The organism is Glaciimonas sp. PCH181, assembly GCF_003056055.1.
Lineage (GTDB): Bacteria > Pseudomonadota > Gammaproteobacteria > Burkholderiales > Burkholderiaceae_D > Glaciimonas.
Map to the genome: position 1 here is coordinate 1,980,753 of NZ_PYFP01000001.1, position 22,633 is coordinate 2,003,385.

Below are 22,633 nucleotides of genomic sequence, written 5' to 3' on the forward strand. Positions count from 1 at the left end.
CGGAAAACAGCAATTACGATTGGGCTACTTTTCCCAACGAACACGACGCGTCGATTGGTTTAAAAGCCTGCTCTGCTGGAATAGTGGATAACAGTTTCAGGTAATCCCACGGGCCTTTTGACTCTGCCGGGGTTTTGACCTGGTACAGATACATATCGTGGATCACGCGACCATCGGGACGGATAGAGGCATTGCGCATGACAACGTCGTGAATCGGGATTTCACGCATTTTTTGCGCGACAACTTTGGTATCGTGGGATTTGGTGGCTGCGGCTGCCTTCAAATAATGATAGACACTGGAATACACACCGGCATGTACCATCGTCGGTTTATTACCTTTACTTAGCGCTTCAAAACGCTTGGCAAAACTGCGCGTGTCGTTGTCGAAGTCCCAGTAAAAACCATCGGTATAGACCAAACCTTGCGCATCCTTCAAGCCCAGCGCATGCACGTCGGACAAAAATACGAGCAATGCAGCCAGACGTTGGTCCTTGGTGCCTACACCAAAAGAACGCGCCTGTTTAATCGAATTGACAGTGTCCTGACCGCCATTCGCCAAACCGATTACTTGCGCTTTGGAGCTTTGGGCTTGCAATAAAAATGACGACAAATCGCTGGCGTTCAGCGGATGACGGATTGAGCCGACCACAGTGCCGCCAGAACGTTTGACGACATCGCTGGCATCTTTTTCCAATGATTGTCCGAAGGCATAATCGACGGTGACGAAATACCAGGATTTCTGGCCCATTTTGGTCAGCGCGGCAGCGGCCCCGGCAGCTTGCGAGTAGGTATCAAACATCCAGTGAAAACCGTTCGGCGAACATTCGGCGTTGGTCAACACCGTCGTAGCAGGGCCGCTATATAACGCAATCCCGCCCTTTTCGCGCGTTAATCGCTGCACGGCAAGTGCGACGGATGAATTAGTCAGATCGGCGATGGCGTCGACCTTGTCGCGGTCTATCCATTCACGTGCTTTAGAGGCACCGATATCGGCCTTATTCTGATGATCGGCACTCAATAATTCGATTTTCATGCCCTTGCATTCGGCCTTCATGCAATCTTCGATCGCCATCTTGGCAGCGACCACCGATCCGGGGCCGCCCATGCCCGAATACGGCCCCGACATATCGGTCAATATACCGACTTTAAAGACATCCGGCGCTTGCGCGTGAACCATACCGGCACTGGCTAATAAGGCCAATGCAAAGCAACGTGCAAGACTTTTGAAACGCCTGTTTGGCGAATTGACCATCGTTGTCTCCTGATTTTTATTAATATAGTGTGGCACTATTCTGCATGTGCATTATTATTGGGACAATAGACAATAATCCACAATAGCTTTGCGTTTGTGCACAACGCGATACCAAGGGACAACACTACAATGCCGATGATGGATTGGGACAACCTACGCATATTTCTTGAGCTGACACGCAGTCAGGGCTTGGTCGATGCCGCAAAAAAATTGGGGATAGATCATTCGACCGTTTCACGTCGGATGCGACGCTTTGAAGAGCAAGTTGGCAGTCAGTTGTTCGAACGCAATAATCAGGGCTATAGCCTGACAGCCGAGGGGCATCGTCTAATTGAATACGCCGAACGCGTAGAAAGCACGGTCTACGCTGCTGCAGAAGAATTGAGTGGCCACAATAGATTGTTATCGGGACAAGTCCGATTGGGCGCGACTGAAGGTTTTGGGACGTTTGTGCTGGCACCGCATTTGGCACACTTTTGCGCCCGTCATCCACATATCAGTGTCGATTTGCTGCCGGTGCCTCGTTTTGTCAATTTATCAAAACGAGAAGCCGATATCAGCGTTTCTATCGAACGCCCGCAAAGCGGCAATTACGTGATGACCAAACTCACCGATTACCGGCTCAAGCTCTACGCCACGCCCGCCTATCTGGAGGCGCATACTGCGATACGCACCGTCGAGGATCTCGCTAGCCATCCTTTTATCGGCTACATCGATGATCTGCTCTTCACCGAAGAATTACGCTATAAAGAAAATGTCGCACCGTCGGCATTTCGGGCTTTTCGCAGTACCAGCGTCATCGCGCAATATACGGCGGCCTGCCAGGGTCAGGGGCTGGCTATTCTGCCCTGCTTTCTGGCGCAGCAAAGTGCCGATCTGGTGCCGGTATTGGATGGACAATGCAATATTCAGCGCAGTTTCTGGCTAATATCTGCCGCAGAAACCCGCAACGTGGCGCGAGTGGCTGCGCTCTGGCGCTATCTACGCGACGTAATAGAGCCGAATCGCGCCTTCTTGATGGGCGAATCACGTGACATGGTGTGGCTGCCTTAATCCAAACCGCAGCCATATCGCGCCATGGATCTGTCGATTCAGGACCTGCATACGTTATAATCGCGACTTCCCGGTAATGCCCAATTGCAGCCATCGCTGCCGCAGCCACGCGCATTTTCCCGTTTTTTTGAATACTATCAAGGCAAGCGGCCGCTGTCGCTTGAACCACGCATCATGCAAGAACCCATTTCCGAGCAGCCGATCCCCGCCGTTATCGATCAGCCTGACGAGCAGCTCAACGACTCCGTCGAGACTATTGCGAATAACGTTTCGCTAGAGCAAATCGCCAGCGAAGTCAGCCGTCGCCGTACTTTCGGGATTATTTCCCATCCTGATGCTGGTAAAACCACCCTCACTGAAAAACTGCTGCTGTTCTCAGGCGCGATTCAGTTAGCCGGGACCGTCAAGGGTCGCAAAAGTGGCCGCCACGCAACGTCGGACTGGATGGAAATCGAAAAGCAGCGCGGTATTTCTGTCGCCAGTTCGGTCATGCAGTTTGAGTACCGCGATCACGTCGTCAACCTGCTCGATACCCCCGGCCATCAGGACTTCTCGGAAGATACTTATCGCGTGTTAACCGCTGTTGACTCGGCGTTAATGGTGATCGATGCGGCAAAAGGTGTCGAAACCCAAACTATCAAGCTGCTCAACGTTTGCCGCATGCGCAATACGCCGATCATCACGCTGATGAACAAAATGGATCGCGAAACCCGTGATCCGCTGGAACTGCTGGATGAGCTGGAAACAGTGTTAAAAATCCAGTGCGCGCCAGTAACATGGCCAATCGGCATGGGGAAATCGTTCCGCGGTGTATATCATTTACTGCGCGATGAAATTCTGCTGTTTGCACCCGGCAGCGAAAAAGCCGACCAGACATTTGAAGTTATCAAAGGCATCGACAATCCACGTCTGGATGAGATGTTCCCGCGTGAAATCGAACAATTGCGAATGGAAGTCGAGCTGGTACACGGCGCATCTCATCCTTTCGATAAAGAAGCATTTTTGGCGGGTGTGCAAACCCCTGTATTTTTCGGTTCCGCGATTAACAACTTCGGTATCCGCGAAATTCTGAATGCGCTGATCGACTGGGCGCAACCGCCGGGCGCCCGCGATGCCACCATTCGCACCGTGGCACCGACTGAAAAACCGTTTTCCGGCTTCGTGTTCAAGATTCAGGCCAATATGGACCCGGCCCATCGTGACCGTATTGCGTTCCTGCGGGTCTGCTCTGGTCACTTTGAGCGCGGCATGAAAATCAAACATTTACGCCTGAATCGTGAAATCAAAGTATCCAACGTCGTAACGTTCATGGCGTCCAGCCGCGAGCAAGTCGAGGAAGCCTACGCCGGTGACATTATCGGCCTGCCTAACCACGGCAATATGCAAATCGGCGATAGTTTCTCAGAAGGCGAACTGCTGCAATTCACGGGAATTCCTTACTTTGCACCGGACTTTTTCCGCTCGGTGCGGATTCGTAACCCGCTCAAAATCAAGCAGCTTCACAAAGGCTTGCAACAGTTGGGCGAAGAAGGTGCGATTCAGGTATTTAAGCCAGTGTCGAGCAGCGATTTAGTACTCGGCGGTGTTGGCGTATTGCAATTTGAAGTCGTCGCCAGCCGCTTAATGAACGAATACGGCGTGGATGCAGTATTTGAAGGCACAAGTATCAGCAGCGCCCGCTGGATTAGCTGCGACGATAAAAAGATGCTGGCAGATTTTGAAAGATCATCCGCCGGTAATTACCTTGCGCATGATGCTGCTGGCAATCTGGCCTATCTCGCAAGCTCTGGCGTTAACCTTCGTTTGGCGCAAGAGCGCTGGCCGTTAGTCACGTTCCATGAAACCCGCGAACATGCGGTTAAATTGTCCTAAGCAAGGGATAAGCAAAGCACGTTTATAAACACAACGTGCAGACTAAAAAAAAACGGTCCATCGGACCGTTTTTTTATTTGTCTTACAAGATGCTGATAACGCATCCTGTAAGACTTTCACCTACTTGTGCTGACAAAACTACGATCAGCCTTTGTACTTTGCATGACCGTCAACAGCCGCCAGTTTGGCATCCTGAAGGTCCAGTTCCTGCTCTGGATCGACCTTGCCATCCAGTTGCGCATGCAAACGTGCTTCATCCAGATCGCCCGACCATTTAGCGACCACAATCGTGGCAACGCCATTACCAACTGTATTAGTCAGCGCCCGTGCTTCGGACATGAAACGGTCGATTCCCAGAATCAGCGCCAAACCAGCAACCGGTACGTGACCGACTGCGGACAACGTCGCCGCCAGCACGATAAAGCCGCTGCCGGTTACGCCTGCTGCACCTTTTGAGGTCAGCAACAACACTAGCAATAACGTAACTTGATGCCAGATCGTCAGTGGCGTATCAGTCGCTTGCGCAATAAATATTGCTGCCATCGTCAGATAAATCGACGTGCCATCGAGATTGAACGAGTAGCCTGTTGGAATGACCAAACCGACCACTGATTGTTTTGCGCCCAGATTTTCCATCTTGGCCATCAAACGCGGCAATACCGACTCTGATGAAGATGTCCCCAGTACGATCAGCAACTCTTCACGGATGTACTTAACAAACTTGAAGATACTGAAACCGTGCAGACGGGTAACGATGCCGAGTACCACGAAAACGAACAGCAAACAGGTTGCATAAAACAGACCCATCAGCTTGCCCAGCGACAACAACGAACCAATGCCGTATTTACCGATAGTGAATGCCATCGCGCCAAACGCGCCGATTGGTGCGACCTTCATGATCAAACCAACGATGCCGAACAAGACGTGTGAAAACTTTTCGATGAAATCAAACACCAGCGTGCCGCGTCCACCGAAGCGATGTAGCGCAAAACCAAATAGTATTGAAATCAACAGGACTTGCAGGATGTTGCCTTGGGCAAACGCATCCACAAAACTGTTAGGAATAATATGGAATAGGAAGTCAGTAGTAGATTCCATTTTGCCCGGCGCAGTATAGGCGGCGAGGCTTTTGGTATCCAACGCGGTGACATCGATGTGCATGCCAGCGCCCGGCTGGAAAATATTGATCATGATCAAACCAATAATCAACGCGACCGTACTCATGACTTCAAAGTACAACAACGCCAGTCCACCGGTCTTACCGACCTTCTTCATGTCTTCCATACCGGCAATACCAATTACCACGGTACAGAAAATAACCGGTGCGATGATCATCTTGATCAGCTTGATGAAACCATCCCCCAACGGTTTCATCGCAGCGCCGGTTTCCGGATAGAAGTGACCAAGCAAAACGCCAATAATGATGGCGGTGATCACCTGAGCATACAGCGATTTATACAGCGGCTTTTTTGCCATTTTATCTCTCCATTTACACGTATTGTGCTTAGAATTTTTGCGCTGCCGTGTCAACCCTGAACCTTCTCACCACTGGTTGTCGGTTCACTTTACGACAGCATTTCTTACCTAAGTTATTTTTCAAGACCTGCTGGACGCGCCACCAAATTTCGAAAAGTTTGCAACTTTAGCTGGAACAGACAATATCATTCAAGCTATTTCACTGGATATGTGGAAATCACGTAGGCGTTAGATAAAGACAAGAATAAACCCAGAAAAGCAGATTTGATGCGATTTACCGAGATAAAAAAATAGCGGCTATATAGCCGCTATTATCAAAATTGCCCTAGAAATTAATGCTAATTACGCATAATTACACATAAATAACGCCATTTCTGTTGTTGATGGTAGTGATTACAAAGGACTTGCCGGATATACCTTTACCAACACGATGCGCGGTCCATTCATCTTTTTAACCACAATATCAAAACCGTCGAACGCCACCTTTTGGCCCTCCTGCGGCAAATTGCCCAGCTTGGCCATAATCAGGCCGCCGACAGAATCGACATCTTCAAGTTCTTCAATATCGCCACCCAAAATGCGCTCAAGCGAAAAAATCGGCAGGCTGCCCTTGCCCAACAATGTGCCATCTTCAAGACGGGTCCAATCGTTATCATTGAGACGAAATTCGTCGCGAATTTCACCGACCAACGCACCCAATAGGTTGTCGAGCGTAATAAAACCGCGTGGAACCAAACCCTTTTTACCAATAATTGCAAAGTGCGGCGCACCGCTGCGTACCAGACGAAATAACGCCAACGCAGACATGCGTGAGGAAATATATTGCACCGGGCGCAGGTAATCTTTCAGACTATCGATCGCTTTGCCTTCTTGCTGAGCAAAGAATAAATCCTTCATATGCACAACACCCAGCACCGTGACGCCATCGATATCAAAATAAGGATAACGACTGAAACGGTTGCGATAGATAATTTGCAGGTTTTCTTCCAAGCTTAAGTTAGCATGCAACGCAGCAACTTCATTGATAGGCCGCATTAAATCGGACACTTCCAGTTCGCTGAAATCCAAAGTTTGCGCCAGTACATTCCATTCATCCGGGGTAAATTTATCGCCCGAGCGGCTACTGCGTAAAATCAGTTTCAATTCATCCGCAGTGTATTGGGTATCGTGGCCCTGCCCGTGACCCAGACCGACAATTCTGAGCAACCAGTTAGCGCTTGCATTCAACAGCCAGATTGCCGGATACATCATCCAGTAAAAGCCATACAGCGGCAATGCGCTCCACATACCGATAACTTCGGGGTTGCGAATCGCCATCGTCTTGGGGGCGAGTTCACCCACAACGATGTGCAAAAAGGAGATGACGAAAAAAGCGAAGAAAAAAGAGATGCCGTGGATCAGCTCGACCGAAGTAATCCCAATCCAGCCGAATACGGGTTCCAATAGTCCGGCAAAAGCGGGTTCGCCGATCCAACCCAGACCAAGTGAAGCTAATGTAATACCCAGCTGACAGGCCGATAAATAGGCGTCTAGCTGGCGATGCACAACGGCAAGAATCCGTCCGCGAGTGCCATGGGTTTTGACAATCGCGCGAATCCGCGTTTGACGTAATTTAACTAAACTGAATTCGGCGGCAACAAAAAAGCCATTGAGCGCAACCAAAAATAGCGCAGCAATGACCAGTAACAGGTTATTCAATGCATCTCTTCCCTAATATATCGGATCATTAGTATAGGCGAACGGGGTAATAAAGGGCCGCCTAAATACTTAACTGTCAGCGTAGCCTACTTGCGGGAGGCATGATAAGGGGGAGGAATATCGTCTGCCCAGTCCTGTTTGCAACGTTTTGGGCTTTTCAAATAATGCTTATTTAGCATTATCGGCGGTTTGAGACCGCTTGAGGATGCGTGCGAAGAGAGTAAATAGTGGTCGTAACTAACACCCTATTTACCCTCCCCCGCATTATTTAAAACAATACCGCTAACCGCTAGACCACACGCGGATAACGCAGGTCAATTACAACATCGTCGCCAGAGCACATTCCCGATAATGCTCGGAAGCCTGCTCAGTATGTTCCAATCCTTCATGCAACTGCGCCAATTTTAAGTGCGCCTCGCGGATGGTGCGCGCCTCGGTCGCATCTAGCAACGCCTGCTGCAAATGACGCTGTGCCTTGCCCCACAACTTCTGCTTCAGGCAAAAGGCGCCAAGGGTTAGCGCTAACTCCGCTTCTTGCGGTTCCTTGGCTAACCAAGCTTCGCAGCGCTCGATCTGAGTGCGCAAGGCCGGCGTGCCTTCATCGGCGGCAGAGTCACGATAAACCCGCATCAGGCGCACATCCCATTCGACAGCAAGAGACTTCTCGACCATGTTGCGCGCTTCATCCTGCAAGTCATGCCGATTAAATGCGCGTGCAGCGCGAATAACGATAGAGGGCTTAACCCGTTCGTCCGCCGGAACCGACTGCCACAGCCGCTGAAGTGATTCTGCGTCGTGCGATGCATCGGATAACAAAGCATCATAAGCCATCTCGCGCAGCCGGTTGGACAGAACCGCATTTAATGCGCCGTGCTTATCCAATGTTTTAATCAAGCGCAGCACTTCAGGCCAATTCTTGGCTTGCTGATTGGCTTTGAGGGCCAGACGTAACGCTTGAATATGACGGATGCCGCTGGCGTTCAATGCGCTGACCGCCGCGAGAGCCGCTTGCGGTTTATGTTCGTCGACCAGCAAATCCAACGCCGTCATCAGACGCGCCGTTTTCATCGCTTCCTTGTCTTCAATGCTCGAAAGCCAGATATCACGGCGATCAGACTGCCCCATCCGATGCGCGGCACGGGCGGCAATCAATGCGGCTACGCCGAGGTTTTCATTTAACTCAGCCGCGCGCGTGGCGGCCTTTTCGGCTTGCCCAAAACGTCCTTCAAACAACGATTTAAGCGAATCACGCAGGGCTTTATTAGATTTTTCTTCGCGTTTTTGACGACGATAAGAAATCACTTTCCCCGGCAATTTCTGGGTAGTCCGAATCGCCCTGATCAAGATATATAAAGCAATGAAAAATATGCCGGTCAACAGAATGAAGAAATTCAGTGACAGATCGATCCGATACGGTGGGTAAAACAACACCACATTGCCCGCGTTATAGCGTGCGAGAACTGCCAGACCGATGGCGGTAGCAAACAGGGCAATAAGCCAAAGAAAAAATCGCATAAGCCTATCGCTTGTTTTTGTAGGTACGGATCGCAGCCAGACTGTCTAGCGCTGGCATATTGATCGACAGATTATTCCCTTGCACTTGCTTTAACAACGCCTGTGCGGTCTGCGTCTGCTTGGCACGCGTATCAAAATATTTGACGATAGTCTCTTGCGCCGCGATCAGATCGCTGCGAAATGCCGATTCATTATGCGACAGCAAACCCAGGCGCGCATTCAGCAAGCGCAGTTTCAAATTCTCACGCGCATAGTAAGCCTGCGTCGGTGACAACAATAATGCGTCAGGTGTATTAACCGTCCGTACCCGTATCAACTGGCTGATTTCAGTCCACATTTCAGCGGTCCAGCGGGTCCAGATATCTTTTACGAAACCGCCCCAGTCAGTGGTCGTACGGCCATTGACGCTGGTGGTGTGATCAGGATTGGAAACCATCGGAGGATTAGCCGACTTGCCAGCGCCAGCTTTAACTGTTTTCGTCGCCACCGGGGTAGCCGGCTTCACAACCGGCTGGCTAGGCAATGCCACCGCTACCGGCTGTGCATCAGACAACAATGGCATGCTATCAATTTGACTGATCAGGCTATCGAGACGCACGGCAATGCCGGTGGTATCCAGCGTCGGAAGCGCTTTAAGGCGATCAATATCGTGTGCAATCGCGCTGCGAATGACGACAAATTGCGGTTTATCGGATCGCGCCAGATTTTTATCCGCGTTTTCCAACGCAATCAACGCACCCGAGACATTGCCAGCCAATTGCAGTTGCTGACTTGCTGTCGACAAAACATCCTCAACTTCTGACAGAGCCCAGTCATCGCCATTTTTAGACAAATCCTGATACAACTGCGCCAACGCGAGTTGCTGACTTTGCGATTCGACTTGCTTATTTTCTAATACGGCGATCTTGGCTTGCAAATCTTTGGTGCCGTCCTGCACCGATTTCACGACAGCTTTAGTATCGTTATTAGTGCTGTCCCCGACTTGCAGGCGACGCGCCATTTCGGTGCGCAACTTAACGTTGTCGTTATGCGAACTCCACCATAGCGCCACCAGCAAGCCTGCAACGATCAATATCAGCACATACACTGTGCGTAACTGTTTGCCAGCGCTTTTGTCGCTATTTAGCGCATATGGCTGCAGCACGGGAGAGTGCGGCGGTGCCGAAGTGACTGTAGGACCAGCGGACTGGTGCGATTCTGGAGTGGATTGCGGTTCATTCATAGCGGGAATTGTAACGCGTCGAGTAGTCGTTCGTCCCCTGAGCCTGTCAGGGTTATTGCAGTAAACCCCAGCGCGCGTGCTGTATCGGCGATACGCGCATGCGGAACGAAGAGATTTTTCCGTTGTATTTTTGCAACACTATCAGCATTGCCCGGCATATTTTCTAACGCTTGCACCATCTGCATCAGGATCCTTAAAGCTTCTGAACTGGTGACTATCCAGTCATTTTCGTGCGTCAGTAAGTGCTGTAATTGACTAATAAGCGCCGTCGTCATCAATGGTGCACGGCGTTGATACGCGGATAACGATACCACTTCGACACCCGCTGCCCGCAGACTATCGGCCAGCAGTTCTCGCCCGCTTTCACCACGGACCAGTAACACGCGCTGACCACTAAGCTGCGGCAGGTCCAGCGCTTGCAACAAGCCTTCCGAATCAGTCTTGGTCGCATCGGGAGGACTAAAAATAGTCGCATTTTGTGCCGTCACGCCGTGTCGCCCCAAGGCTAAACGACTGCCCTCACCAACGATGCCAATTGCCACGCTTTGCGGCCATTGCAAAATGTATTGAAAGGCAGCATCAATCGCATTCGGGCTGACAAACACCACCAAGGCATAATCCTCTAACCGGGCCAGCGTTGCTTGCAAAATCTGTAATGCAGCCGACTCGGTTAGCTGAAAAATTTCCAGCAAGGGGAAAATAACCGGCTCTCCCCCTAGTGCAGAGATCTGTTGCGCCAGCGTCACCGCTTGCGCTTGCGGCCGGGTAATCACTATCGGTCGCAGCTTACTCATACTGATCTCCCTCCTAATTCAGTGTTGGATACAGTGTTGAATACATCGGCGATATTTTGAGATGAGCGTACCCTAGTTATTAAGCGTCTTTACAGGCTAAAAGAATAGCAGCCGCATCTTGTCGCTCCAGTGCTTCTGCGATCTTTTGGCCCAACGCTTCCGGCGCATTCGCCGCACCGCTAAGGTCAGCGGTAACAGTACGCAAACCATCCGGCGTACCGATCATTGCACGCAAGCGCATCGATGGGCCATCAATCGTCGCAAACGCCGCCAACGGAATTTGACAACTGCCACCAAATATTCGCGACAGCGTGCGCTCGGCAGTCACAGCCTGCTCAGTCGGTACGTGATTAAGCGGGGCCAGCACTTGTAACAAATCCTCGCGTCCGCCACAAATTTCAATCGCCATCGCGCCTTGGCCTGGCGCCGGTAAACTTTGCTCGGGTTCAATCAACGCCTTGATCCGCTCAGACAGACCAAGCCGCTTCAAACCAGCCGCTGCGAGAATAATCGCCGCATATTCGCCTTTATCTAGCTTGCCCAGCCGGGTATCCAGATTGCCACGCAATGGCTTGATCACTAGTTGCGGAAAACGCGCCGCAATCAACGCCTGCCGCCGCAAACTGCTAGTGCCGACAATCGCGCCCGCAGGCAGCGCAGCAAGTGAATCATAATCGTTAGAGACGAACGCATCACGCGGATCTTCACGCTCCAGGACTGCGGCCAGCACAAACCCTTCCGGCAACGCCATCGGCATATCTTTCAGCGAATGGACCGCCAGATCGGCACGACCTTCAGCCATCGCCACCTCCAACTCCTTCACGAACAGACCTTTGCCGCCCACTTTAGACAAGGTACGGTCAAGAATTTGATCCCCCCTTGTCGTCATACCAAGAATTTCTATGACGCACTGAGGATATAATTCGGCTAGTCTGTCGCGCACGTTTTCTGCTTGCCACATGGCTAATCGGCTTTCACGCGATGCAATTACTAACTTGGAGGGAGGGGACATTTTCAGCACAAGCTCTTTCAAATTTTATCTACGCGGCCCAAATCTTGCTAGGTCTGCGTAGTCAGCATGTTCGGTTCAGGCCAAATTCTAGCATGCGTCCCTGGTTATATTTGATTCAAAACACGGCTGATATGGGCATGTTCTTGATATATTGCCCATGACGTTGTTGATTTATTGGCTATTCAGGTTGATATTAAGTCGGTACTAAGTTGGTAGACGTTAGTAAGTAGGTTGTCATCCGGGTTGACAAAAGACCGTCAGCCAACCTTCATCTTTTACGCAGAAAAGCAGATCGCCACGTTTCTCATGTCAAAACCTCTCATCGCAAAACAAACACCTCCCGCACCCCGCATCAAGAATTCCCTCCCTAATAAAGACGCACCATTAAAAGAAGATATCCGCTTGCTGGGCCGTCTTTTGGGTGATGTCTTGCGCGATCAAGAAGGCGACGCCGTCTTTGAAGTCGTGGAAACCATCCGCCAGACCGCCGTCCGCTTTCGCCGCGAATCGGATCAGCAAGCCGGAGCTGAACTCGACAAGTTATTGAAAAAGCTCACCCGCGATCAGACTAATTCAGTGGTTCGGGCCTTTTCGTATTTCTCGCATCTGGCGAATATCGCCGAAGATCAGCACCACAATCGCCGTCGCCGCGCCCATTTGCTGGCGGGTTCCAGCGCCCAACCGGGCAGCGTTGCCCACGCGCTGACCAAACTTGACGATGCCGGCGTTTCTGGCGCTACGGTGCGTAACTTCTTGAAAGATGCGCTTATTTCACCGGTATTGACCGCACATCCGACCGAAGTACAACGTAAAAGTATTCTGGATGCGGAACGTGAAATTGCGCGCCTGCTGGCCGAGCGCGATCAACCGCATACGCCGAAAGAGCTGCGCGATAACAGCGAACTGTTACGAGGTCGGATTGCGACGTTATGGCAAACCCGGATGCTGCGTTACTCCAAATTGACCGTAGCGGACGAAATCGAAAACGCGCTGTCCTATCATAGGATTACTTTTCTGCGCGAATTGCCAGCGCTGTATGACGAAATCGAAGCTGAAATCGCGACACAGTTCCCAACCCGCGCACGGCAGACCGGGGCGATTGCACCTTTATCGCCTTTCGTTCAGATGGGTAGCTGGATCGGTGGCGACCGCGACGGCAATCCGAATGTGAACGCTGGCACGATGCAACATGCGTTGCAACGGCAATCGACGACTATTCTTGATTTTTATCTTGAGGAAGTCCATGCACTCGGCGCGGAATTATCCGTTTCCACCCTGATGGTAAGCGTTAATGCCGAGCTGGAAGCGCTGGCGAAGTCTTCGCCGGACACCTCAGAACATCGCTCGGACGAGCCGTATCGCCGTGCTCTGATCGGCATTTATGCCCGCCTTGCCGCGACCGCCCGCGATCTGGGCGCAACCAACATCCTGCGCCATGAAGTCGGTCCCGCTGCGCACTACGCCACGGTAGCTGAATTTACGCAAGAGCTGCAAATCATCGAAGATTCGTTGATCGCCAACCATGGCGCGGCATTGGTTAAGCCCCGCTTATCCACGTTGAAGCGCGCCAGTCAGATTTTTGGCTTCCATTTGGCCTCGCTCGATATGCGTCAAAGCTCGGACGTGCATGAGCGCGTGCTGACTGAATTGTTGGCGAATGCCGATGTCGAGCCCAACTACAAACAACTAGGCGAAGAACAAAAAATCGCCCTGCTATTAGCCGAATTGCACAACCCGCGTCCGCTGTACTCGCCTTATAGCAGCTATTCGGATGAGACCAATTCTGAACTCGGCGTTCTGCGCATGGCACGCGAAATTCGCCAACGCTACGGCGCACGGGCGATTCGCAACTATATTATTTCGCACACCGAAACCGTCTCCGATCTGCTAGAAGTCATGCTGTTGCAGCAGGAAACCGGCTTATTGCATCAACTTGACCCAGCGCACACTAGCGCTAAAGCCGTCACCAATAGCGAACTTGAGTTGATGGTCATTCCGCTGTTTGAAACCATCCCCGACCTGCGCGCAGCCGCAGCGATCATGCAGCAATGGATGGCATTGCCGCCAGTTGCGCGACTGATTGTGGAGCAAGGCCGCCTGCAAGAAGTCATGCTGGGATATTCCGACTCAAATAAAGATGGCGGTTTCCTGACCTCAAACTGGGAGCTTTATAAAGCTGAGATCGAACTGGTCCGCGTATTTAATACCGCTGGTGTGAAACTGCGCTTGTTCCATGGCCGGGGCGGCACAGTTGGTCGCGGCGGCGGCCCAAGCTATCAAGCCATTCTGGCGCAGCCACCGGGCACAGTAAACGGTCAGATTCGACTGACCGAACAGGGTGAGATTATTGCCTCCAAATTCTCTAATCCGGAAATTGGTCGGCGCAATCTCGAACTGCTGGTAGCAGCCACACTGGAAGCCAGCCTGATGCCCAATACTGCGGTCGGCAAGCAAGCTAAAAAACTCAGCGAGTTCGAGCAATTAATGGATGGCTTGTCCGAGCGTGCTTATCAGGCTTATCGCAATCTGGTCTATGAAACCCCGGGCTTTACCGACTATTTCTTTGAAGCGACGCCGATTGCAGAAATCGCTGAACTGAATATCGGCTCACGCCCGGCATCGCGCAAATCAACCCGTCGGATTGAGGATTTACGCGCCATTCCATGGGGCTTTTCATGGGGCCAATGCCGCTTGTTGTTGCCGGGCTGGTATGGTTTTGGCAGTGCCTTGTCAGCATGGCTAAACGATGGTGACGCGAAAAGTAAAACGCAAAAAATGACCACTTTGCGCAGCATGTACAAAGAATGGCCATTCTTTGCCACGCTGTTGTCAAATATGGATATGGTGCTATCAAAAACCGATCTGGCGGTGGCCTCACGCTATGCAGGGCTGGTGACTGATCGCAAATTACGCAACAGCATTTTCAAGCGCATCGTGCAAGAACATGAATTGACCAGCAGCTTGCTTTCATCGATCACCGGCGCGAAAGACCGACTGGCAAATAATCCATTGTTAGCCCGTTCGATCAAAAATCGCTTTGCCTACCTAGATCCGCTGAATCATTTGCAGGTTGAGTTGATTAAACGTCACCGCAGCGTGACTGCTTCGGGAAAAACCACGGAAGAACGCGTCAAACGCGGTATTCATTTGAGTATCAACGGTATCGCAGCAGGCTTACGCAATACAGGTTGATAAAGGTAACGATTGATCTGAGGACTGCGTAGTAATAGCAAAAAGCCGGGGAAATCACAACGTTGATCCCCCGGCTTTTTTACGTCTGTATCGGCGCGTTCTATCACCATCTTTATATATCGCCATTTTGATTCTAAACATCACAGCGAAATCATCCCATAACGATTGCCCATTTAATCAACAGAGATAAACAACTTTCTAAATAGGCGCAAACCATTTGCACGGCATAGCCAATGCCATCGCCCAAGATTTTTCCATCAAATACCCAAGGCTATTCTCGGCAATTAATAGACAACCCGACATCATTTGAAGAAATATCTGATAGCCGAACGATAAGCCAAGGCGATAAGGTTGATCTACAGATAAGAACCCCAGCAACAACGTCAGCGCCAAGACGTTCATTCAACGCACAATAGGAGAATATTTACATGTCAAAACATGCATTGATCACCAAGATTCGCATCGTTATCGCGGATGATCACCCCGTCGCCCTTTCTGGCGTAAAAACGCTGATCGAGCAATGCGCCAATATGATCGTGACGGGCATCGCCGCCAGCCCTCGTGGCGTTTTCCAGCAACTCGACAAGCAGCAATGTGACATTCTGGTGACCGACTTTTCTATGCCAGTCCAGAATGAAGTAGACGGCATCGAAATGATCCGTCAGATACGTCTTCAATTTCCGATGATCGCGGTGGTCGTCTTGACGGCGATGAAAAAAGCACCGTTATATACCGCGTTACTAGAATTAGGAGTGCGGGCGATTGTCAACAAAGATAGTGATAACGGTGAAATCGCCCAAGCGATCAATCAAGCCTTTAACGGCCTGATATTTTTGGGAAGAAGCAGCGCAGAGTTAATGAAGATGCGTCAACTCATTACAGCGGACGATATGCATAACAAACAACATTTGTCAGTCCGTGAAACCGAAGTATTGCATTTCCTTTCGAGAGGCGTCTCCGCCGATGGCATCGCCCGCATCCTGCACCGCAGCATCAAGACGATTAGCCATCATAAGCGTTCAGCGATGGAAAAACTCAATGTAGAAACGGATCTTCAACTCATGCGCTATTTTGCAGAGAAAGAGCTGGATGACGTCGCCCCTGCGAATATTGTCCAAAACAGCGTCATGAAATAAACGTTGCATTAGAGGTTTTTTTGTAGAAACGTAGCCTTACCCATTTCTGGATTCAATTCATAGCCAGCAAAACCGCAGGATTTATAGAGGTTAGTGGCAATCACGTTTCCTTCCAATACTTCCAGTGTGACTTTGCAACAGCCTAGCGACGTCGCAAGAAGCGACACATAGTCAATTAACTTTCGGCCTATCCCCTGCCCCCTAAATGCCGTAGCCACTGCGAGATCATGAATATTCAATAATGGCCGGCAAGAAAAGGTCGAAAAACCATCCATGCACATCGCCAGTCCCGCTGGCATACCATCTACAAAAGCGAGCACTGGCCGAATCGTGGGTCTTTTTCTCAATTCGGCAATTAAGTTTTCTTTGACAAAATCGGCTAACGGTTTGTTGCCTCCCATCGGGTCGGTTGCATAACCATCGAGCAAAGTCAGAATCGCTTGCGTGTGATGGGGATTACTTAAATCCGCGTTGATTATTTCTGTCATCTAATTTGCTTGTATAAGGTCGTTAAAAGTAGGTAATCTAACACTGAGACTGTCATGGCTTTCCTTTGTCTCTGTAGAATTACGGAAATATCCACTCATTCCCTGAAAAATTAAAGCACCCATGACAACTTCAACGCCCGCACTCGCCGCCGATCTGAAATCGTTTATCGAAGGTTTGCCAAAAGCGGAACTGCATTTGCATATTGAAGGCACGCTGGAGCCTGAATTGCTGTTCGCGTTGGCCCAGCGCAATCAGGTGCAACTGCCGTATGCAACGGTGGAAGAATTACGGGCCGCTTACGCTTTCAGCGATCTGCAATCGTTTCTGGATCTTTATTACGCCGGTGCCGCAGTGCTGCAAACCGAACAGGATTTTTATGAAATGACTGCGTCCTATATCGGACATTGTCGTAGCGATAACGTGCGTCACGCTGAAATCTTCTTCGACCCGCAAACCCACACCGAGCGCGGCATCGGCATTGAGATTGTCTTCGCAGGCATCGCACGCGCACTGCGCGAAGCACGGGATGCGCATGGCTTTAGCAGCGCGATAATTATGTCGTTTTTGCGCCATCTTCCTGAGGAAGAGGCATTTATCACGCTAGAAGCAGCGCTGCCATTGCGCGACCAATATCGTGATCTATGGATTGGTATAGGTCTTGATTCTGCCGAGCGTGGTAATCCACCAGAAAAATTTACCAACGTATTTGCCCGCTGCCGCCAACTCGGTTTCCATCTGGTCGCCCACGCAGGCGAAGAAGGACCACCGGAATACGTGCGCGACGCGTTGGATATGCTGCATGTTGAACGCATTGATCACGGCGTGCGCAGCGAAGAAGACCCGGTATTAATGGCACGTCTGGCAAAGCAGCGCACACCGCTGACGGTGTGTCCGCTATCGAATCTCAAGCTCTGCGTAGTGAACGACATGACCGAGCACAATTTGGCACGCTTGCTGCACGCTGGCCTGGCCGTCACGATCAACTCCGATGATCCTGCTTATTTTGGCGGCTACATGAACGCCAACTATCTGGCTGTCGCCGAATCACTACAACTCAGCCGTACCGAATTGGTCAAGCTGACACGAAATAGCTTCGAAGCCAGTTTTTTACCAATAGCGGAAAAACAGCGGCTATTGTTAGAGCTTGATGGCTATTGCATGGCGCATTAATACATTGCCCCTGTAGTCCATAGTTAGTTATTACAGGCAAAATTGCAGCAGAATCAAATGCGGCGCGCTGAATCAAGACAAACCATGAAGGCAAACCCTTGATTCTCCGGCGCAATCAACTTCACAGCCAGGATTGCTGCCAACGTAGGCCAGCCAAAAATCAAAACAAAAAAAAGCCCGCAGAACCTTTCGGTTGCGGGCTGAATCCAAACCTTAGGAGGTGTTGGAGGAGACAGGTGTAACTATATCGAGTCTTGTGTCACGTGTATGCTTAATTATTCGAATACCTGATATTTCAGAAATGTATAACTAAAAGTTCTTTGCACTTTTAAAACTTTTCGCCTAGGCCTTATTTAAGCCGAAACATACTTTAAATAGAATCGTCGATCGGATCACGCTCTATCTTCAGAGCCAATATCAGGAGAAACTTATGAATGATAAAGAAACACGCGATCAATATGCGCAAGAATTGACGCGTCGCTTTGACGAACTAAGAGAATGGGCGCTTAGCAATTGGCCAGTGAAGTCCTATCCGCTGATGGAATCCGATTTCAGCGCGTCAGGCAAAGAAATTAGCGAAATTTTGGGGCCAAAACTGGCCAAAGGCGAGAGTGGCAGCGCCGATGACAGCAAATCTCATTGCTGTGACGATCAGCCACAATACATTAGCGTCACACCGATGCCATGGCCATAAACAATCACTTTCTACACAGCATACAAATTTGCGTCTTAAGACCAATTTAGAAGGAGTTCATCTTATTTTCACCAGGGTTCTTGCTAGTACGGCATTTTTCGCGCAAGATCGATGAGGAACAAAATAGTTTGCCCGGCAGATGTTGCAACCAGCTCTACCAAGCAATATTTCTGATCACATTGGCAACATGAATAGCACCTGTGGAGATTACGATGGACAACGTACTAGCTGCACCGCGCCTGACGCGCGCCGGGATTCTATTTTCAGTGATTGTTAATTACCAGCACTATCAATGCCTTGTTCCTGCTGCCACCCTCGCTGCTCTGTCCCATTCAAAAGATCCAAAATTAGACTTATTAAATACCTATCGCGCCTTTCAAACCAAAATTGAAGGCGTAGCACGGCGCGTTATTAACGCCGGGGTCGCTGGCGTTCCGGTAGTTGTCAGTAGCGGCTACTTTCATTAGCGCTAGCCTGAACTTTATGCGCCCATAACACTGCGGCGCATTAAACCCTCTTTTCTTTATAACCTGAAGCGCCCTCAGCGCTGCGTTAGCACGCGTGCCTTCGATCAGCGCTGTGCGCTATTTAGCGGGCGCAGTGGATGCGGCGGGGCTTGCTGCAGGCGTTGGCGTCACGGTTTGCGGTAACGGCGCATCTTTTTTCTGACAACCAATAAGTAGCACCGTTAATAGCGTGATCGCAAAAATTGTTTGGCGATGCAACATATAAACCTTTCTATATCAGGCAAATAAAGAAGGAAGATTATCGACGTTGCGCGTTACCAACTTTTTTACCGCATCAAAGCGAAGATTGCAAATAACCACTAGACAAACAATATTACGCGCGATTATTGTTCATAAGAAACGTCGCGTTGCAATCATTAAGACTCTCGATAAGCGCTATATCAAAGTAACTTAAGTCAGGGAAGCTTTTCTGACAAATGCAGCTTCCATAGCGGACCGGAAAATAGTATAAATATAGCAATCATCGTAGCTTTTAACATCAGAATACTAGAGGAATATTATGCGAAATACTGACGATCTTGGTAAATTCATCCTCCGCGCAACTTTGGCGATATTGATTCTTTTTCATGGTATTTCAAAAATGATTAGCGGTCCCGGCTTTGTGGTGGGATTGGTTAGCAGCGCTGGCCTGCCTCCGCAAGTGGCCTATTTAGTCTATATCGGTGAAGTGTTAGCGCCATTGATCATATTGTTCGGCGTCTGGACGCGGGTAGGTGCGCTAATTGTTGTCATTAATATGCTATTTGCTTTTGCGCTGGTGCACAGCAAACAAATACTGACCTTATCTGACACTGGAGGATGGGGTCTGGAACTGCAAGGTTTTTATCTCTTCAGCGCGGTTGCGGTTCTATTGCTAGGCGCAGGACGGCTGAGTATTGGCGGCACTGCCGGGCGCTGGAATTAAGTATTTTTAAGTGATGGCGTGTCTACCTTAAACCGCTGCAAAGTCAGCACTTTTGGGTGCGCCTTGCACGGCGTTACTTACGTCATCCGATAAAACGTTACACAAAACCCGCCTTCTGGCGGGTTTTGCTTTTTATCATTACGCCACTCTCCGTAAAATTTATATCGTAATTTGATATAATTTCTATTTTCCCGCTCACCAATCTCACAAAAGCCCCCTCTGCATGACAGCTAAAACCACCGCCCCGCTTACCAAAGACGATTTCGAAGCGCTCTCAACATTTCGCTATCAATTACGCAAATTTTTGCGCTTTAGCGAAGAGGCAGCGCAAGCCAACGGCGTCACCCCGCAACAATATCTTCTTTTGTTGCATGTTAAAGGGTCGCCCGGCCGCAATTGGGCGACCGTGGGGGAATTAGCTGAACGTCTGCAATCGCAGCAACACAGCGTAGTCGCATTGATTTCGCGCTGTGAAAAACTTCTGCTAGTAGAACGTCGTCCCAGCGAAGTCGACCGTCGCCAAGTCAATATCCATCTGCTGCCAGCCGGTGAGAGTTGCCTTGCCACCCTCGCCAGCCTGCATCACGACGAGCTGAATACGCTAACGGATACTTTCTTGATCCCTAACGTGAATTTCACCCGTTAATGTCATCCCCTCATTGCCAGCGTTAACTTTATATGCTTGCTTCATCCGCTTTATTCCACCCCTATTCGCCTACCTCACCATGCCCTCAACCCAGACAAAATCAGGGCATTCTGCCCTCCATCACCTCCGCCGCGATTTCTCTGCCGATCCCCGGCTATTAAGAATTTCGTTAATCGCCGTCGTTATCGGTGGCTGCGGAACGCTGGCTGCATTCGCGTTGCTGGCCTTGATCCATCTTTTTACCAATCTATTCTTCTTTCAAGTATGGTCATTCACCGCCCGCTCACCCGCGGAACATCATCTGGGCGCGTGGGTAATTTTGTTGCCCATCATTGGCGGCCTGATCGTCGGTCTGATCGCACGTTTTGGTAGCGAAAAAATTCGGGGGCACGGCATCCCGGAAGCGATCGAAGCAATCTTGTTTGGAAAAAGCAAAATGTCGGCAAAGGTGGCTATTTTGAAGCCATTGTCATCCGGGATAGTTATCGGCAGCGGCGGCCCATTTGGCGCAGAAGGGCCAATCATCATGACCGGCGGAGCCATCGGCTCGCTGATCGCGCAACACTTCCATTTAACCTCCGCCGAGCGAAAAACCCTGCTGGTAGCAGGCGCTACGGCGGGCATGACAGCGATTTTCGGTACGCCCATCGCGGCCGTATTGCTGGCAGTCGAGTTATTGCTGTTCGAATTGCGTCCACGCAGTTTACTGCCGGTGATTGTTGCCTGCACCGTGGCGGGATTTACCCGTCCGCTGTTATTAGACAGTGGCCCGTTATTTCCACTGCAAACGGCAGATGTCGGCATCGTGACCATGTTTTCCTGCGTCATTGCCGGGATTTGCGGCGGCGCGTTATCGGCATTTATGTCGACTGCGTTATATAAGATTGAGGACATATTCCATAAATTGCCGATCCACTGGATGTGGTGGCCTGCCATCGGCGGCATCGCGGTCGGGATTGGCGGCTATTTCGAACCACGCGCTCTCGGCGTCGGCTATGACGTCATCGGCGATTTGCTAAATAACCATTTGGCCTTACAAGTCGCTCTCAGCCTGTTGCTGGTCAAAGCGATCATCTGGATGCTGGCGCTTGGCTCGGGCACGTCCGGTGGGGTTCTTGCACCGTTATTAATTATTGGCGCTGGCCTGGGCACCGTATTAGGACCTTTACTGCCCGGCGGCGACGCCCATTTATGGCCGTTAGTGTGTATGGCGGCGGTTTTGGCGGGCGTTCTTGGCGCACCGCTGACAGCAGCAGTATTTGCCTTCGGATTGACCCACGATGCAAACGCACTTTTGCCATTATTGCTGACTTCGGGCGTTGCCTATGGCTTTACGGTATTGACGATGCGGCGCTCGATCATGACGGAAAAAATCGCACGGCGCGGCTTCCATATTTATCGCGAATACGGCGTAGACCCGCTAGAACGCCAGCACGTGGAAGAAATCCAGAGCAGCGTGGTGTCATCGATACCGTCGCATCTCAGCATCGGCGATACGCTGACTCTCTATTTTGGTGCCGATCAAAAATATCGCAGCTATCCGGTGATCGATGCAGAGCAACGCCTGCTCGGCATGATAGATCGCGCCAGTATCAGTATGCACACTGGCACCGACGCAACAAAGCCTATCCTGACGTTGCTGAACGCAGCAGATCCACAGCATCCGCTGATCGTTGCCTTGCCCGGTGAAACCTGTCGTATCGCTGCCGCCAGAATGGCGACGCATCATGTGGAAAGGCTGCCGGTAGTGTCCGATCTGCAAGAGAAACGTCTGATCGGGATTATTAGCCGCAGCGATCTGATTAAGACCTATCAGTCATTTTTTGACGACGAGCAAAAGCGTGAGCGCCTGCTGAACAGCTAAATAGTTGCAAGTTGCGGGTTGCGGGTTGAAAGCGCACGATAGACGCCGAAACGTGTCTGTTGAGAGCGGCAACCCGCCAGTTACGTTCAATTATAAATAAAAACATTTAAGCACTTG

Annotated in this window: 19 protein-coding genes; 10 read left to right on the plus strand and 9 right to left on the minus strand. The window is 50.5% G+C overall.

What is annotated here, in order from left to right:
• Positions 1-13: 13 nt before the first annotated feature.
• Positions 14-1,177, minus strand: a complete 1,164-nt coding sequence (locus C7W93_RS09210) for an ABC transporter substrate-binding protein (protein WP_225869873.1) — start codon at positions 1,175-1,177, stop codon at positions 14-16.
• A 210-nt stretch (positions 1,178-1,387) separates the two neighbouring features.
• On the opposite strand from C7W93_RS09210, the gene C7W93_RS09215 reads away from it, so the two are divergent.
• Positions 1,388-2,305 (plus strand): LysR family transcriptional regulator, encoded by a 918-nt coding sequence (locus tag C7W93_RS09215; protein ID WP_108440563.1) that lies wholly within the window; start codon positions 1,388-1,390, stop codon positions 2,303-2,305.
• Positions 2,306-2,479: 174 nt separating this feature from the next.
• A complete protein-coding gene (locus C7W93_RS09220; protein WP_108440564.1) occupies positions 2,480-4,177 on the plus strand; it encodes a peptide chain release factor 3 in 1,698 nt (565 codons plus the stop codon).
• 144 nt (positions 4,178-4,321) lie between these two features.
• Here C7W93_RS09220 and C7W93_RS09225 read toward each other — a convergent pair whose 3' ends face one another.
• The 6 genes from C7W93_RS09225 to hemC form a co-directional block, all read right to left on the minus strand.
• Positions 4,322-5,653, minus strand: a complete 1,332-nt coding sequence (locus C7W93_RS09225) for a dicarboxylate/amino acid:cation symporter (RefSeq protein WP_108439742.1) — start codon at positions 5,651-5,653, stop codon at positions 4,322-4,324.
• A 393-nt stretch (positions 5,654-6,046) separates the two neighbouring features.
• A complete protein-coding gene (locus tag C7W93_RS09230; protein ID WP_108439743.1) occupies positions 6,047-7,351 on the minus strand; it encodes a hemolysin family protein in 1,305 nt (434 codons plus the stop codon).
• 318 nt (positions 7,352-7,669) lie between these two features.
• On the minus strand, positions 7,670-8,866 hold the full coding sequence (locus C7W93_RS09235; protein WP_108439744.1) for a heme biosynthesis protein HemY: 1,197 nt from the start codon (positions 8,864-8,866) through the stop codon (positions 7,670-7,672).
• A gap of 4 nt (positions 8,867-8,870) precedes the next feature.
• On the minus strand, positions 8,871-10,088 hold the full coding sequence (locus C7W93_RS09240; RefSeq protein WP_108439745.1) for a uroporphyrinogen-III C-methyltransferase: 1,218 nt from the start codon (positions 10,086-10,088) through the stop codon (positions 8,871-8,873).
• Positions 10,085-10,882: a uroporphyrinogen-III synthase gene (locus tag C7W93_RS09245; protein ID WP_108439746.1), complete on the minus strand. Its 798-nt coding sequence runs from the start codon at positions 10,880-10,882 to the stop codon at positions 10,085-10,087. The genes C7W93_RS09240 and C7W93_RS09245 overlap by 4 nt, the downstream gene beginning before the upstream one ends.
• A gap of 79 nt (positions 10,883-10,961) precedes the next feature.
• The gene (gene hemC, locus C7W93_RS09250) at positions 10,962-11,894 is read right to left on the minus strand and encodes a hydroxymethylbilane synthase (RefSeq protein WP_370446410.1); all 933 of its coding nucleotides are present in this window, start codon (positions 11,892-11,894) and stop codon (positions 10,962-10,964) included.
• Between the two features lie 306 nt (positions 11,895-12,200).
• Between hemC and ppc the strand changes: the two genes are divergently transcribed.
• The gene (ppc, locus tag C7W93_RS09255; RefSeq protein ID WP_108439747.1) at positions 12,201-15,086 is read left to right on the plus strand and encodes a phosphoenolpyruvate carboxylase; all 2,886 of its coding nucleotides are present in this window, start codon (positions 12,201-12,203) and stop codon (positions 15,084-15,086) included.
• Between the two features lie 198 nt (positions 15,087-15,284).
• On the opposite strand, the gene C7W93_RS09260 is transcribed toward ppc, so the two are convergent.
• A complete protein-coding gene (locus tag C7W93_RS09260; protein WP_108439748.1) occupies positions 15,285-15,488 on the minus strand; it encodes a hypothetical protein in 204 nt (67 codons plus the stop codon).
• Between the two features lie 26 nt (positions 15,489-15,514).
• On the opposite strand from C7W93_RS09260, the gene C7W93_RS09265 reads away from it, so the two are divergent.
• The gene (locus C7W93_RS09265; RefSeq protein WP_108439749.1) at positions 15,515-16,222 is read left to right on the plus strand and encodes a response regulator transcription factor; all 708 of its coding nucleotides are present in this window, start codon (positions 15,515-15,517) and stop codon (positions 16,220-16,222) included.
• Positions 16,223-16,230: 8 nt separating this feature from the next.
• Here C7W93_RS09265 and C7W93_RS09270 read toward each other — a convergent pair whose 3' ends face one another.
• Positions 16,231-16,710, minus strand: coding sequence for an N-acetyltransferase (locus tag C7W93_RS09270; protein WP_108439750.1), 480 nt, complete (start codon positions 16,708-16,710; stop codon positions 16,231-16,233).
• A 121-nt stretch (positions 16,711-16,831) separates the two neighbouring features.
• Between C7W93_RS09270 and C7W93_RS09275 the strand changes: the two genes are divergently transcribed.
• From C7W93_RS09275 to C7W93_RS09300, 6 genes are all read left to right on the plus strand, one after another.
• Entirely contained in the window at positions 16,832-17,881 is a 1,050-nt protein-coding gene (locus tag C7W93_RS09275) for an adenosine deaminase (RefSeq protein WP_108439751.1), read from the plus strand.
• A gap of 430 nt (positions 17,882-18,311) precedes the next feature.
• Positions 18,312-18,575 (plus strand): hypothetical protein, encoded by a 264-nt coding sequence (locus tag C7W93_RS09280; RefSeq protein WP_108439752.1) that lies wholly within the window; start codon positions 18,312-18,314, stop codon positions 18,573-18,575.
• Between the two features lie 212 nt (positions 18,576-18,787).
• Positions 18,788-19,042, plus strand: a complete 255-nt coding sequence (locus C7W93_RS09285) for a DUF1488 family protein (RefSeq protein ID WP_108439753.1) — start codon at positions 18,788-18,790, stop codon at positions 19,040-19,042.
• Positions 19,043-19,601: 559 nt separating this feature from the next.
• Positions 19,602-20,006: a DoxX family protein gene (locus C7W93_RS09290; protein ID WP_108439754.1), complete on the plus strand. Its 405-nt coding sequence runs from the start codon at positions 19,602-19,604 to the stop codon at positions 20,004-20,006.
• A gap of 223 nt (positions 20,007-20,229) precedes the next feature.
• Positions 20,230-20,652 carry a MarR family winged helix-turn-helix transcriptional regulator gene (locus tag C7W93_RS09295; protein WP_108439755.1) on the plus strand — a complete coding sequence of 141 codons (423 nt, stop codon included), beginning with the start codon at positions 20,230-20,232 and terminating at the stop codon, positions 20,650-20,652.
• A 79-nt stretch (positions 20,653-20,731) separates the two neighbouring features.
• On the plus strand, positions 20,732-22,516 hold the full coding sequence (locus C7W93_RS09300; protein WP_108439756.1) for a chloride channel protein: 1,785 nt from the start codon (positions 20,732-20,734) through the stop codon (positions 22,514-22,516).
• The last annotated feature ends 117 nt before the right edge of the window (positions 22,517-22,633 follow it).

Excerpts from the sequence above, each read along its gene's own strand:
- C7W93_RS09295 (WP_108439755.1), top strand. The coding sequence starts at position 20,230 with ATGACAGCTAAAACCACCGCCCCGCTTACCAAAGACGATTTCGAAGCG.
- C7W93_RS09280 (WP_108439752.1), top strand. The coding sequence starts at position 18,312 with ATGAATGATAAAGAAACACGCGATCAATATGCGCAAGAATTGACGCGT.
- hemC (WP_370446410.1), bottom strand. The coding sequence starts at position 11,894 with ATGTCCCCTCCCTCCAAGTTAGTAATTGCATCGCGTGAAAGCCGATTA.
- C7W93_RS09220 (WP_108440564.1), top strand. The coding sequence starts at position 2,480 with ATGCAAGAACCCATTTCCGAGCAGCCGATCCCCGCCGTTATCGATCAG.
- C7W93_RS09265 (WP_108439749.1), top strand. The coding sequence starts at position 15,515 with ATGTCAAAACATGCATTGATCACCAAGATTCGCATCGTTATCGCGGAT.
- C7W93_RS09235 (WP_108439744.1), bottom strand. The coding sequence starts at position 8,866 with ATGCGATTTTTTCTTTGGCTTATTGCCCTGTTTGCTACCGCCATCGGT.
- C7W93_RS09215 (WP_108440563.1), top strand. The coding sequence starts at position 1,388 with ATGATGGATTGGGACAACCTACGCATATTTCTTGAGCTGACACGCAGT.
- C7W93_RS09245 (WP_108439746.1), bottom strand. The coding sequence starts at position 10,882 with ATGAGTAAGCTGCGACCGATAGTGATTACCCGGCCGCAAGCGCAAGCG.
- C7W93_RS09210 (WP_225869873.1), bottom strand. The coding sequence starts at position 1,177 with ATGGTTCACGCGCAAGCGCCGGATGTCTTTAAAGTCGGTATATTGACC.
- C7W93_RS09275 (WP_108439751.1), top strand. The coding sequence starts at position 16,832 with ATGACAACTTCAACGCCCGCACTCGCCGCCGATCTGAAATCGTTTATC.
- C7W93_RS09270 (WP_108439750.1), bottom strand. The coding sequence starts at position 16,710 with ATGACAGAAATAATCAACGCGGATTTAAGTAATCCCCATCACACGCAA.
- C7W93_RS09240 (WP_108439745.1), bottom strand. The coding sequence starts at position 10,088 with ATGAATGAACCGCAATCCACTCCAGAATCGCACCAGTCCGCTGGTCCT.
- C7W93_RS09290 (WP_108439754.1), top strand. The coding sequence starts at position 19,602 with ATGCGAAATACTGACGATCTTGGTAAATTCATCCTCCGCGCAACTTTG.
- C7W93_RS09260 (WP_108439748.1), bottom strand. The coding sequence starts at position 15,488 with ATGAACGTCTTGGCGCTGACGTTGTTGCTGGGGTTCTTATCTGTAGAT.
- ppc (WP_108439747.1), top strand. The coding sequence starts at position 12,201 with ATGTCAAAACCTCTCATCGCAAAACAAACACCTCCCGCACCCCGCATC.
- C7W93_RS09285 (WP_108439753.1), top strand. The coding sequence starts at position 18,788 with ATGGACAACGTACTAGCTGCACCGCGCCTGACGCGCGCCGGGATTCTA.
- C7W93_RS09300 (WP_108439756.1), top strand. The coding sequence starts at position 20,732 with ATGCCCTCAACCCAGACAAAATCAGGGCATTCTGCCCTCCATCACCTC.
- C7W93_RS09225 (WP_108439742.1), bottom strand. The coding sequence starts at position 5,653 with ATGGCAAAAAAGCCGCTGTATAAATCGCTGTATGCTCAGGTGATCACC.